Consider the following 13056-nt stretch of genomic DNA (forward strand, 5'->3'; position numbering starts at 1 on the left):
TCGTCCGTCCTACCGTGCCTCGACGCCGAACGCCTGGGCGAGGCGCTGGATCTTCTGCGCGCGGCCGAGCCGGGGCAGGTCCGAGCCGTCGCGGATGACGCGCCCGCGTGCCTCGAAGTCGTCGAGGAAGTCCTGCGCCCACGCGACGTCGGTCGGGGTCGGCGAGATGACCTCGTTGATGACGGGGAGCTGCTCGGTGTCCAGGCAGAGCTTCCCGGTGAGTCCGAGCGACACGGCCACCTGCGACTGCTCGCGCAGGATCGGGTGCGACGACCCCACCGTCGGCCCGTCGATCGGGCCGGGCAGGTTGCCGACGCGCGAGGCCACGACGAGCTTCGACCGCGGGTAGGCCATCGCCAGGGTGTCCGCACTCGTCCCCGTGTCGCGGCGGTAGTCGCCCGACCCGAACGCCAGGCGGAACGCGCCCTGGGCCTTCGCGATGCTCGTCGCGTCCTCGATCCCGACGGCGGACTCCACGAGCGCGATCACGGGGATCTGCCCGCCGAGACGGTGCCAGGTGTCGGTGACCTGTGCCGGCGCCTCGGTCTTCGCGAGCATCACGCCCTGCAGGCCCGGCAGACCGCGGAGCTCCTCGACGTCGTCCGCCCAGAACTCGGTCGTCACGTCGTTGATGCGGACCCAGGCCTCACCGCCACCGGCGAGCCACGACGCGACGGTCTGGCGTGCAGCCGGCTTCGCGGCGGGGTCGACGGCGTCCTCGATGTCCAGGATGATCTGGTCGGCGCGGGAGCGCTGCGCGCGCTCGAACTTGTCCGCAGCGGTGCCGGCGACGAGCAGCCAGGAGCGCGAGATCTCCGGCGGGACCGATCGACGCCGGTTCGGCGCAGGGGTGGACGGAGTGGTGCGGTCGTCGATGGCCATGTCCACGTTGGTACCACATCGACCATCCGGGGAGCGCTCCCGCGGGCCGTCGCCCGCGTGTCCGCGCGGTCGGAAACCCCGAAACCACGGTTCATTGCCAGAGAGGTCGCCCGCTTCCGCCTACAGTGTCGGATGTGTGGCGAGCGGACAGGGTGACCGACGGTGAGGACGACGTGAACGACGACGTCCCCGTCGAGGGCGGTGACGCGCGCCCGGACGACGGCGCCGACACGACCGCGGATGCCGCGAGCGGGGCCTCCGAACAGCGCGAGGGACAGGCCGACGCCCGAGCCCACGAACAGGCCGACGGCCGACTCGACGACGAGCCCGACCGACGCCTCCGACCCGAACTGCAGGTCACGAGCCCGCACGCCATCAGCCTCGGCGACCCCCGACTGACCGCGGGGAACGCGGCCGAGCCGATCTGGGAAGCCTGGCGCACCCAGCTCGTCGGCGTCGGCGGGACGAGCCCCCTGACGCACTTCGCGGACCACCCGCGCGCCCGCATCGAGCTCTCGACGACCCACCCCGGTGGGCTCGCCCAGTTCATCACCGGCAAGACCACGCTGCTGTCGAGCCTGATCCGCGACGAGGTCGCCCTGCGCGCGGCCCGTGTCGCTGCCGGGCACGTCGAGGCGAAGGGCACCGAACTCGCGACCGTGCGCGGCATCGACGCCGTGAGGCTCGGGATCGGCATGGCCGACTGGCAGCACGGCGACGAGCACTTCCGCGGACCGGTGCTCCTGCGACCGTTGGCGATCCGCCGCCACGGCCGCGACTTCGAGGTCCGCCTGCTCGGCGAGCCGGTGCTCAACCCGGCGCTCGCCGACGCCCTGCGCGAGCAGTACGGCATCACCCTCGACGCGCAGTCCTTCGTGGCCCTCGCGCAGCAGGACGGCTCGTTCACGCCGAACCCGGTGATCGATCGGCTCCGTGGACTGACGGCGCACATCCCCGGCTTCTCCGTGCACGCCCGTCTGGTGGTCTCGACCTTCGCCGAGGTCGCGACCGGCCTGGCCGAGGACACGAAGGACCTGGCCCACCCCGTGCTCGACGCCCTCGCGGGCAACCCGAGCGCGAAGTGGCAGGTCGAGCAGTCCTACCGTCCCGTCGAGCAGACCCCGTCCGACGAGCGCAGCCCCGAGACCGACACGCTGCTGCTCGACGCCGACGACGAGCAGGAGAACGTGATCGCGCAGATCACGGCCGGCAACTCGATCGTCGTCAAGACCCTGCCGGGCACGGGTGGCACCCAGACCATCGTGAACGCCCTCGGCGGCCTGGTGGCCGCGAACAAGCGCGTGCTCGTCGTCAGCCCGCGCCGTGCGACGCTCCGCGGGATCGCGGCCCGCTTCGGCGAGGTGCAGCTGCCCGGCGTGGCCGTCACCCCGTCGACGCTCCGTCGGGACATCGTCCGTGCAATCGCCCGAAACGAGAAGGCCAGCCGTCCGAACCTCCGTGAGGTCGACGACGCCCTGGTCCGCCTGCGCAAGGTCCTCACCGACTACCGCGGCTCGTTGACCCGCATCGACCCCGACTTCCGCGTGTCCGTGCTCGACTGCCTGGTCGAACTCTCCCGACTGTCCCTGCTGCCGATCGCGCCGTCGACGACCGCACGACTCTCGAAGCGCTCGGTCTCGTCCATGGTCGAGGGGCGCTCCCGCGTCGCCGAGACGATGGTCAGCGCGGCGAACCTCGGCGAGTTCCGCTACGGCCCCGACGACTCGCCCTGGTACGGCGCGAAGTTCTCGTCGAGCGACGGAGCACAGCGCGCCCACAAGATCGCGAAGGACCTGGACGCCGACGGCCTGCCGACGCTGCTCGGCCGCGCCCGTGACCTCGTCAGCTCGACGCACATGCGGCAGTTCACGACGATCAACGAGCTCGGCATCTACCTCCGCCTGCTCACCGAGATCCGCGACACGCTCGACCGGTTCCTGCCCGTGGTGTTCGACCGCTCCGTGTCGGAGCTCGTCGCGGCGACCGCACCCCGTGGCGAGGGTGCCCCGATGTCGAGCACGAACCGTCGCCGGCTGAAGAAGCTCGCCCGCGAGTACGTCCGCCCCGGCGTGCACGTGTCCGACCTGCACGAGGCACTCACACGCGTGCAGCAGCAGCGCGTGCTCTGGCAGCGGTACGTCGCAGCCGGCGTGAACCCCGAGGTCCCCACCGGCATCGCGGACGTCCAGGTGCTGTTCTCGAACGTCGCCGAGGACCTCGCGCGCCTCGACGAGCCGCTCGGCCGGACCGACCGCGACCAGCAGCTCGCGAACCTGTCGATCGACCGGCTCGTGCCGTTCGTCGCCGAGCTGGCTGCCGAGTCGGACGTCCTGCACAACCTGCAGGAGCGCACCGAGCTCATGCAGACCCTGCGCGACCTGCAGCTCGAACCCCTCATCACGGACCTGGCGAACCGGCACGTGCCGGACACCCAGGTCCCCGCCGAGCTCGAGCTCGCCTGGTGGCAGTCCGCCCTCGAGACGATGCTCGAGTCGGACCGTGCGCTGCTCGGGGCGAACACGGACATGCTCGACCGGGTCGAGGCCGACTTCCGGCTCGTCGACGACGCCCACGCCGCCGGGGTCTCGCAGGGTCTGGCATGGCAGCTCGCCGAGAACTGGAAGGTCGGACTCGTCGACTGGCCGGAAGAGGCCACGGCGCTGAAGACCCAGCTGCGGGACGGCGCGATCACCTCGCGCCTGCTGCAGGACTCTGCCCCGCACCTGTCCCGGTCGATCGCGCCGGTGTGGCTCGCGTCGCCGTACGAGGTCGCGCAGATCGCCGACACCATGCCGTTCGACACGGTCATCCTGGTGGACGCGGGCGCCGTGACGATCGCCGAGACCGTGGGTGCCGTCCGCCGCGCCCGGCAGACCGTCGTCTTCGGTGACCCGGTCACGCAGACTCCGTCGCCGTTCCGCATCGCCGTCGACCCCGAGCACCGCGCGCTGCAGGTCGACGAGCAGACGCTCGACGCCTTCCACGCGGACTCCGCACTCGCGAAGCTGTCCACGCTGCTGCCGACGCTCTCCCTCACCCGGTCGTACCGCGCCGGCGGCGAGGACCTGGCCGAGCTCGTCAACCGACGCTTCTACGGCGGCCGCATCGAGTCGCTGCCCTGGGCCGGCTCGTTCCTCGGACACGGCTCCATCGCGCTCGACTACGTCAGCGAGGGCAAGGCCGTGCCGGACCCCGAGTCCGGTGCCGTCGAGAGCGTCGACGCCGAGGTCGACCGGGTCGTCCGGCTGGTCATCGACCACGCCCGGACCCGCCCGACCGAGTCACTCATGGTCATCACCGCGTCGGCCAAGCACGCCGTCCGGGTCGAACAGGCCGTGCTCACCGCGGCCCAGGGCCACAAGGACCTGACCGAGTTCGTCATCGGTGACCGCGCCGAGCCGTTCATCGTCGCCACCCTCGAGCAGTCCGTCGCCCAGAGCCGCGACCGCGTCGTGTTCTCGATCGGCTACGGCCGGACGCCGCACGGCCGGGTCCTCCGCGACTTCGGCCCGCTCGGCAAGCCTGGTGGTGAGCGCCTGCTCGCCGTCGCGATGACCCGCGCCCGGCGCTCGATGGTCATCGTGACCTGCTTCCAGCCGTCTGACATCGAGGCCGAGCGGATGGGCCACGGCACGGTCGCGCTCGCGGAGATCCTCGCCGAGGTCCGGGCCCGCACCAGCGCCGAGTACGTGCCGGACGACTCCGACCCGCTGCTCGTGGACCTGGCGCGCCGACTCGAGATGCGCGGCATCCCGGTCGCGCTCGGACACCGCGGGAAGCTCGGCCTCGTGGCCGCGCACGGCGGGGTCTGCGTCACGATCGAGACCGACGCGTCGCTCGTGAAGGGGTCGCTCCGCGAGTCCCTGCGGCTGCGTCCCGAGGTGCTGCGGCGACTCGGCTGGCACTACGTGCGTGTGCACGCGTTCCAGCTGTTCTCCGACCCGGACCGCGTCGCGAACACGGTCGCCGCCGTGCTCGGCGTCGACCGCGGCGCGACGCAGGAGATCTCCATCCCCCCGATCCCCGCCCGCCGATGAGCACGCTGGATCTCCACCCCGGCGTGCCCGCGACGGGCCCCGCGCGCCGATGACCACGCCGGATCTCCACCCCGGCGTGCCCACGACGGGCCCCGCCCGCCGATGAGCGCGCCGGATCCCGGCGGCGCCCGCGTCCGCCGATGAGCCGTCGGGCTGCACGGCCCGCCGGGCCGGTGACGCCCGAGACGGACCACCTGGTGGGCACGTGGACGCGAGCCGACGACGAGCCGTCAGCCGCGCCTCCCGTCCGTCCCGAACCGGACGTCGTCCGGACTCCCGCCGGTCAGCCGGGAGGCGCGACGCGCCGCCACAGGCGCGTCACCACCCAGCCGGCGCCGGGCAGCGACCCCGCCCCGGCGCCGGAACCGGCGCGCCACCGCGACGGCGAGAACGACGACCAACTCCTGCGGGACGTCCCCCCGCACTGGTGAGCCGGTAGCCTGGCCTGCGATGAGCGACACCGTGAAGCAGCGCCCCGACTGGCAGACGTGGCCGAACCTGATCACGCTGTTCCGTTTCGCGCTCATCCCCGTCTACATCAGCCTGGTCGTGCAGGGGCACCCCGGATGGGCGCTCGTGTCGCTCGTCGTCCTCGGGTTGAGTGACTGGGCGGACGGCTTCATCGCCCGACGCTTCGACCAGGGGTCCGAGCTCGGCAAGGCACTCGATCCCGTCGCCGACCGGCTGGCGATCATCGCGATCGTGCTGTCCCTCGTGCTCGTCGGGCTGCTGCCGTGGTGGGTCGTCGCCGTCGTGGTGCTCGTGGACCTGGTGCTCGTGATCCTGTCGAGCGTGCTGTTCCACGGCAACCCGGACCTCGACGTGACCTGGACCGGCAAGATCCGCTCCGCGCTGCTGTTCGTCGGGCTGCCGGTGCTGCTGTTCTCCTCCGTGCACGTCGTCGCGGACGGGGCTCCGTGGGTCCGGACGGTCGCGCTCGTGTTCGTGTACCTGGGCACGGTCGGCCACGTCGTCGCGGGCACGCAGTACGCCATCGCGATGTTCGCGAAGCGCCGTCGGGTCGCCGCCGCCTGACAGCGCGGTCGGCGCGGCGTCGCGTCACCGGGTCCGCGCCGTCGCCGGGCCGGGGCCCGGGCCACCCCTGGAACCACGAAACCGACGTCGAACCGACCCCGCGGGCTGGTTCGACGTCGGTTTCGTGGTTTGATCCGCCGGGAAGCGGGGCGCGGCGAAGCGTGCCGCCGCCGCCGCTACAGCTTCGTCGTGCCGGCGATCCCCGGGCCCTCGGGTGCCCTCGACGGCGCCACGTGCGCCCCACCGCCGGTCGACGCGCTGATGCCGTTCTGGGAGCGGAGGAGGTCACGGATCTCGAGCAGCACCTCGACATCGGTCGGCGGGACGTCCTGCGGCGTCTGCTCAGCGTCGTTCTTCACCCGCTCGAACGCGACCTTCCGCAGGTGGTTCACCGGGAGCACGAGCGCGAAGTACACGACCGCGGCGACGATGACGAAGTTGATGACCGCCCCGAGGACCGCGCCGAAGAGCAGCTTCGCGTGCCCTCCCGACACGGTCGGGATGGCGGTCACGAGGGCCTTGTCCAAGCTCGACGCGTTGAACACCGCGCCGATCAGCGGGTTGATGAGGCTCGTGACGATGGCGGTGACGATCGCGGTGAACGCCGCACCGATGACGACTGCGACGGCCAGGTCGATGACGTTGCCGCGGAGCAGGAACTCCCTGAATCCCTTCACGGGACCCCTTCCGGTCGAGGACGGCCGCCGGTCGGCGACACCTCAAGCTACTGAAGGAGCAGAGCCGTCAGGACGCGGCGGGCGCGCTCGGCTTCGAACCGGCGCCCGAGGAACCGGCGCCCGACGAACCGGCGCCCGACGAACCGGCACCCGACGAACCGGACGGCTTCGACTCGGACTTCTTCGATTCGGACGGCTTCGACCCGGCCGACTCGGACGACGTCGCCGGAGCCGACGACCCCTCGCCCTTCGGAGCAGCCCGCGAGTCCGTGCGGTAGAACCCGCCACCGTTGAACGTGACGCCCACGGGGGAGAACACCTTCCGCAGCACACCACCGCACACCGGGCACTCCGTGAGGGTCGCGTCGGTGAACGACTGCTTGATGTCGAAGGCGTTGCCGCACTCGGTGCAGCGGTACGAGTAGGTGGGCACGTCAGCTCCGGAACGTGATGATGCGCGACGGCGTGATGATGCCGTCCACGGGTTCGTCGTGGGGTTCGCGCGGGACCTGGTCGAGGTACTCCGCGTCGAAGATCACAGCATAGACGGGCGGGCGGTTCGCCATGGACCCGAGGGTCTTGTCGTAGTAGCCGCGCCCCCAGCCCATCCGGACCCCGTCGTGCCCGACCGCCGCGGCGGGCGCGAAGATCACGTCGACGTCGTTGATCGCCAGTGGGGAGAGGACCTCGCCCACGACCTCGGGGACGCCGTACACGCCCTCGCGTTCGGTCTCCCCGTCGCCGACGGCCCAGTCGAGCAGCCCGTCCTCCCGGGTGACCGGCAGCAGGACCCGGATGCCCTCGGCGCAGGCCCAGTTCAGGAACGGCCGCACGTTCGGTTCGTCCGGGGCGGACAGGTACAGCGCGATGGACCGGACCTGACGTTCCTCGGCGAAGCGCTGCAGCGTCGCGGTGAGGGAGTCGGTGTCGGCCTCGCGCTCGGTGGTGGTCCGGGTGCGCCGGCGTTGCCGGAGTTCGGCTCGCAGGGCGCGCTTCTCGTTCCCGAGATCGGCGATCATGCGCTGGAGTCTAACGAGGCCCCCACGGTGGTCCGTGCGGGAAGCCGCCGAAGAGCCGTGTCCCCCGTTCCGTTGACATGCCCCCGACGGGGGCCATCGGATACGGTCAGGGCATGGGCTTCCAGATTTCCAAGGCGGTGATCCCCGCCGCAGGGTTGGGCACGCGCTTCCTCCCCGCGACCAAGGCGATGCCGAAGGAGATGCTCCCCGTCGTCGACAAGCCGGCCATCCAGTACGTGGTCGAAGAAGCGGTCGACGCCGGCCTCACCGACGTCCTCATGATCACCGGGCGCAACAAGAACGCGCTCGAGAACCACTTCGACCACGTGTCGGAGCTCGAGGAGACCCTCCGCAAGAAGGGTGACCACGAGAAGCTGCAGAAGGTCAACCAGTCGACCGACCTCGCCGACATGCACTACGTGCGCCAGGGTGACCCGCTCGGCCTCGGCCACGCGGTGCTCCGCGCGAAGATGCACGTCGGCCGCGAGCCGTTCGCCGTGCTCCTCGGCGACGACATCATCGACGCCCGCGATCCGCTCCTGAAGCGCATGATCGAGGTCCAGGGCGACAAGAACGCGACCGTCGTCGCGCTCCTCGAGGTCCCCGAGTCGCAGACCCACCTCTACGGCATCGCCACGGTGGAGCCGACCGACGTCGACGACGTGGTGAAGATCACGGGTCTCGTCGAGAAGCCCGCCCAGGGCGAGGCGCCCTCGAACCTGGCCATCATCGGCCGCTACGTCATCCGCCCCGAGGTGTTCGACGTCCTCGAGAAGCAGGAGCCCGGCAAGGGCGGCGAGATCCAGCTCACCGACGCGCTCATGAAGATGGCGAACGCCGAGGAATGGACCGGTGGCGTGTACGGCGTCGTGTTCCGTGGACGCCGGTACGACACGGGTGACAAACTCGACTACATCAAGGCGATCGTGCAGCTCGCCTCGGACCGCGCGGACCTCGGCCCCGACCTCAAGTCGTGGCTCAAGGAGTTCAACGCGGGCGAATGAGTCGACCCATCCCCCGCGGTGCCGCGATCCGGCACCGCGGGGGACACCCGCCCCGGGATCAGCCGGGGCACCGGAGGAACCTGAACCGATGACGACCATCCCGACCCTGTCCCACGGGCGGGTCACCATCCGGCCCCTCCGCCTCCGTGACACCCGAGACCTCGACGTCGCGCTCGCGAGCAACCGCTCGTGGCTCCGCACCTGGGAGGCCACGAACCCCTCCGGCCACGTCTCGACGGACGTCCGCGGCAGCATCCGCGCCCTCCAGGCGAACGCCCGTGCCGGTCTCGGCCTCCCGTTCGCGATGGAGCTCGACGGCCGCTTCGTCGGGCAGCTCAACGTGTCCGGGATCACCTACGGCTCACTGGCGAGCGCCTCCATCGGGTACTGGGTGGTCGAGGACGCGGCCGGGCACAACGTCACGCCGATCGCGGTGGCGTTGGCGGTCGACCACTGCTTCCAGGTGGTCGGTGTGCACCGCATCGAGATCTGCATCCGTCCCGAGAACGGCCCGTCGCTGCGCGTGGTCGAGAAGCTCGGGTTCCGGTACGAGGGCCTCCGGCGCCGGTACATCCACATCAACGGCGACTGGCGCGACCACTTCTGCTTCGCCCTCGTGGCCGAGGAGGTCCGCGAGGGCGTCCTCGAGCGCTGGGTGCGTGGCCAGGTGCCGCCGGGCGCGGGCAGCGTGCCGCTCGCGGCCCGCGACGAGGCGGCCCTGCCGATCCACACCACCCCACGGCTCTGACGGGAGGCGCGGCCCGCGTCACGTGATTCCGTCGCGACACGCGCAACACGCGTCCGGCAATCACCGGCCCGGGGAACCCGCGCCCCTACCGTTGCCCCATGGCAGGTATCGGCTCGTGGGGTGGCGGCATCGTCCTGCTCATCGCGGCCGTGCTCTGGCTCGTCTACCTCATGCCGTCGTGGGCTGCTCGACGCCAGTACCTCGCGACCGAGCGGAACGCGATCCGGCTGCAGCAGACGCTCCGCATCCTCGCGCAGACCTCCGAGCTGCCGGACGAGGTGCGCATCGAGATGAACGCACGATCCCTCGCCGAGGCCCAGCGGGTCGCGAAGTCGGAAGAGGCGAAGCGCGCCGCGATCGTCCGTGCCCACGAGGCCGCTCGGCAGCGTGAGATCACCCGCCGGCTCGCCGAGCAGGCCCCGGTGCTCGCGCAGGTCTCCTCGGTCCCGGCGCTCACCGCGATGCGGATGCGTCGGTCGCGCCTCGGCGCCACGCTCCTCGGTGCGCTCGGACTCGTCGTCGCCCTCGTCGTCTTCGTGGCCGCGCCCGGTGCGTGGCTGATCGGTGTCGCGGGCCTGGTGGCCGTCGGCGGCGCCGCCACGGTGCTCGCACAGCTGCACCAGGTCGCGACGGCCCGGAAGAAGCGGGCCGCAGCGTCCGTGACGGCCGCTCCCCGCGCCTCCCGACCGGCGACCACGTGGACGGACCCGGCGCCGCCCCTGTCGACGGAGGTGCCCGCCGTGTCCGCGCAGGACCGCAGCTGGACCCCGGCACGGGTGCCGAAGCCGTTGTACGTGGAGCGGCCGACCGCTCCCGCTCCATCTCCCGAGTCGTCGGCGGAGCTCGCCGCGCGTCTGAAGGACCGCGTCGCCGAGGCCAAGGCGGAAGCCGAGGCCGAGGCCGCCGCGATGCGTGCGGGGGAGTCGGATCCGACGCTCGCGCGGGTGTCCCGTCTGCGGTCGGACGTCGAGGAGGCCGCGGCCTCGCTCTCCGCGCACGACCAGGGTCGGCTCGCCGAGCGTCTGGGGCTCCGCGCTCCCGGGGCGACCGGACGTGCCGCGGCCACCGGCGCCGGGACGACCGATGTGCCGGAATCGGCGCCGACGGCCCCGCCGAGCAAGTGGGCGGGGATGGGGGTCCTCGGTGAGGACGCCTACCAGCAGGCCGATCTCGACGCGATCATGCGGCGCCGACGCGCGGTCTGACGGACGGCACGCCCGACTTGTCCGCACCGATTTCGGATCGGCCGTGACTCGGTGCTAGTGTTGACGAGTCCCTGGGGCTATGGCGCAGTTGGTAGCGCGTCTCGTTCGCAATGAGAAGGTCAGGGGTTCGAATCCCCTTAGCTCCACCGGTAACCCCCTCTGTTCTGCGGAACAGAGGGGGTTTTCTCATGCCGTGGCGACGCCGACGGCGACCTGGTCGAGAGTGACCGGGGTCGGTCCCGCCAGCGGTATCGTGTCGGTGGGAGTGATCGTGGGTGTGGTCACGAGGGGGGCTGTGTTGGGGGATTTGACGATCGACCTGGGGTCGATGCACGGGGTGGCATCGCAGGCGAAGCAAGCTGATGCGGCGTTCGCTGCCGAGCGTCCGTTGTCGGCCGCGGACGCGGGGGTGTTCGGGTCGGATGCGGTGGCAGGAGCGTTCGCGGCGTCGGCAGCTGCCCACGATGCTGCGATCACGTCGCTGGGCGCGGACGCGGTGACGCTTGCCTCGTACGTGGAGGAGGCCGCATCGACGATGATCGACACGGACAGCGCGTTGGCGAGGAAGACGCGGTGACCGCCGATCCGACCGCGGGTGACCCGTCCGGCATCCGCCGGGTCGCTCGGCTGCACTCGCAGCGCGCGGACGCCGTGCGGACGGGCAGTCGGCACATCATCAGCGCGGCCGAGGCCGCGTCGACGGGATGGACCGGCAAGGCGCAGCAGCAGTTCATCGCCAAAGCCGCGACGGTCCCAGCGAGCGCGCAGCGAATCGCTGCCCGGCTCGATGCGGCGGCAACAGCGCTGGATGCCTACGCACGCGAGGTGGAGCAGATCCAGGACGAAGCGAAGCGGCTGCAGACCGCGCAGAAGAACGCCGCTGACGACGCCGCCGAGAACGCCCGTGCGATCCATGCTGCGACGCTCACCGTGCAGAGTTCCGATGCGGTCGAGTCCGACACGGTCCGGTTGCAGCAGTTGGAGAGCGGGGCGGCCGGTCTCGCCGGGTTGCAGGGGCGACTGTCCGTCCAGTGGGACGAGTTGGTGACACGACGAGCCGCAGCTGATCAACGAGCAGCATCCGCATTGGAGAGCCCGTCCGTCGTCGGCAAGCTCGTGTCAGCACGTACCGTCGCCGCGATGAGCGACGGGCAGTTCCTGACGTGGCTCGGCACCCTCGATCCTGAGACCATCGCGTCCCTGAAGAGCGATCCGAAGATCGCAGCACGGCTCGCCGGGTTGGATGCGAAGGACGTGGCGTCGTGGTGGAACGCGATGTCCGGGCCGGGTGGTGCGCACTCCGCGGCACAGGATGCATTCGTGGGAGCGATCCCGGCTGCGTTGGGCAACCTCAACGGTGTCGCCTACTGGGCACGGGCGAAGGCGAACTCGGTCGTCTTGTCGAGGAAACTCGCGGAGGCGGAACGGCAAGCCGCGCACTGGAAGAGGGAACAGGATGCCGCGCGGAGCCCTGCTGCCGCGGCGGACGCCCGCTCGCACCTCGCGATCTGGGAACGCCAGCGGGACGCGTACCAGAACATCCAAGACACCCTTGATTCCAGCCCCGTCTCGCTCATCGCTCTGGTCGATGATCGGCCGCCGCTGGCGCAGATCGTCTCGGGGGACCTCGACACGGCCGCGCACGTGACGTACATCGTGCCCGGCATGGACACTGCGACGTACCAAGACGACACCGTGCAGAACTACGCCGGCATCGCTCAGGGTCTGCGATCGAAGCAGGCTGCCGTCGGGAATGTCCCCCCAATGGACTTGGCTGTGGTGTCCTGGATCGGATACCACCCGCCGATGGCAGATGATTCGTCGTTCATCGATGTCGGAGGAGACGGTCGCGCCCACGCGGGAGCGGACTTACTGGTCAAGGATCTCAACGGGTTCGATGCGGCCCGTGCGGCGTCTGGTCACGACGCGGACCTTTCCGTGGTCGGCCACTCCTACGGAACGGACGTCGCGACCATCGCGCTGACGCGGACCCATGCCGACCACGTCGTCCTGCTGGGGTCAGCGGGCGTCACCGACGTTGCGCCTTCCGCGTCGGCCCTCGACGTGCCGAAGGGGGAGGTGTTCGCCAGTCAGGGTGCGAAGGACGGGTGGGCAGTCATCGGTCAGAACCTCTCCCGGCGACAGGACCCCACCGATCCGTCCTGGGGCGCCCACGACTTCAGCTCCGAGACACAAGGGCGCGGCGCAGATACTCTCCACGGCATCACCAACCACGGCCCGTACGACGGCAAGAACAGCAACGGCAAGTACTCGTACTTCGACAACGGAACCACCGCGCAGTACAACACTGCGAGAGCGACCATGGGGCAGGGCAACACGATCCCCGAGCAAGGCAACCCACTCGATCGCGTGCAGCGGCAGACGAAGGACAATTTGTTGATGTTCGACTGGCAGACAGGACTCCCCGGTGGCCCGATTCTCTAGACGA

Annotated in this window: 11 protein-coding genes and 1 tRNA gene; 8 read left to right on the forward strand and 4 right to left on the reverse strand. The window is 70.8% G+C overall.

What is annotated here, in order from left to right; genetic code table 11:
• Window positions 1-9: 9 nt before the first annotated feature.
• The gene (locus tag J7E22_RS16050) at window positions 10-882 is read right to left on the reverse strand and encodes a CoA ester lyase (protein WP_214982843.1); all 873 of its coding nucleotides are present in this window, start codon (window positions 880-882) and stop codon (window positions 10-12) included.
• A 152-nt stretch (window positions 883-1034) separates the two neighbouring features.
• Between J7E22_RS16050 and J7E22_RS16055 the strand changes: the two genes are divergently transcribed.
• A complete protein-coding gene (locus J7E22_RS16055) occupies window positions 1035-4919 on the forward strand; it encodes an AAA family ATPase (RefSeq protein WP_214982844.1) in 3885 nt (1294 codons plus the stop codon).
• Between the two features lie 450 nt (window positions 4920-5369).
• Window positions 5370-5954, forward strand: coding sequence for a CDP-alcohol phosphatidyltransferase family protein (locus J7E22_RS16060; protein WP_214982845.1), 585 nt, complete (start codon window positions 5370-5372; stop codon window positions 5952-5954).
• 176 nt (window positions 5955-6130) lie between these two features.
• Here the strand turns inward: J7E22_RS16060 and mscL are convergent, their stop codons facing one another.
• From mscL to J7E22_RS16075, 3 genes are all read right to left on the reverse strand, one after another.
• Window positions 6131-6631 (reverse strand): large conductance mechanosensitive channel protein MscL, encoded by a 501-nt coding sequence (gene mscL / locus J7E22_RS16065; RefSeq protein WP_214982846.1) that lies wholly within the window; start codon window positions 6629-6631, stop codon window positions 6131-6133.
• A 67-nt stretch (window positions 6632-6698) separates the two neighbouring features.
• Entirely contained in the window at window positions 6699-7064 is a 366-nt protein-coding gene (locus J7E22_RS16070; RefSeq protein ID WP_214982847.1) for an FmdB family zinc ribbon protein, read from the reverse strand.
• A 1-nt stretch (window position 7065) separates the two neighbouring features.
• Window positions 7066-7650, reverse strand: coding sequence for a 5-formyltetrahydrofolate cyclo-ligase (locus tag J7E22_RS16075; protein WP_214982848.1), 585 nt, complete (start codon window positions 7648-7650; stop codon window positions 7066-7068).
• Between the two features lie 113 nt (window positions 7651-7763).
• Between J7E22_RS16075 and galU the strand changes: the two genes are divergently transcribed.
• The 6 genes from galU (at window position 7764) to J7E22_RS16105 (ending at window position 13052) form a co-directional block, all read left to right on the forward strand.
• Window positions 7764-8654: a UTP--glucose-1-phosphate uridylyltransferase GalU gene (gene galU, locus J7E22_RS16080; RefSeq protein ID WP_214982849.1), complete on the forward strand. Its 891-nt coding sequence runs from the start codon at window positions 7764-7766 to the stop codon at window positions 8652-8654.
• Between the two features lie 88 nt (window positions 8655-8742).
• Window positions 8743-9402 (forward strand): GNAT family N-acetyltransferase, encoded by a 660-nt coding sequence (locus tag J7E22_RS16085; protein ID WP_214982850.1) that lies wholly within the window; start codon window positions 8743-8745, stop codon window positions 9400-9402.
• 98 nt (window positions 9403-9500) lie between these two features.
• Window positions 9501-10607, forward strand: a complete 1107-nt coding sequence (locus J7E22_RS16090; RefSeq protein WP_214982851.1) for a hypothetical protein — start codon at window positions 9501-9503, stop codon at window positions 10605-10607.
• Window positions 10608-10680: 73 nt separating this feature from the next.
• A tRNA-Ala gene (locus tag J7E22_RS16095) sits at window positions 10681-10753 on the forward strand.
• A 47-nt stretch (window positions 10754-10800) separates the two neighbouring features.
• A complete protein-coding gene (locus tag J7E22_RS16100) occupies window positions 10801-11184 on the forward strand; it encodes a hypothetical protein (protein WP_214982852.1) in 384 nt (127 codons plus the stop codon).
• Complete coding sequence (locus J7E22_RS16105; protein WP_214982853.1) at window positions 11181-13052, forward strand: alpha/beta hydrolase; 1872 nt, start codon at window positions 11181-11183, stop codon at window positions 13050-13052. The genes J7E22_RS16100 and J7E22_RS16105 overlap by 4 nt, the downstream gene beginning before the upstream one ends.
• Window positions 13053-13056 lie beyond the last annotated feature (4 nt).

Source organism: Curtobacterium sp. ISL-83 (assembly GCF_018613895.1).
Classification (GTDB): domain Bacteria; phylum Actinomycetota; class Actinomycetes; order Actinomycetales; family Microbacteriaceae; genus Curtobacterium.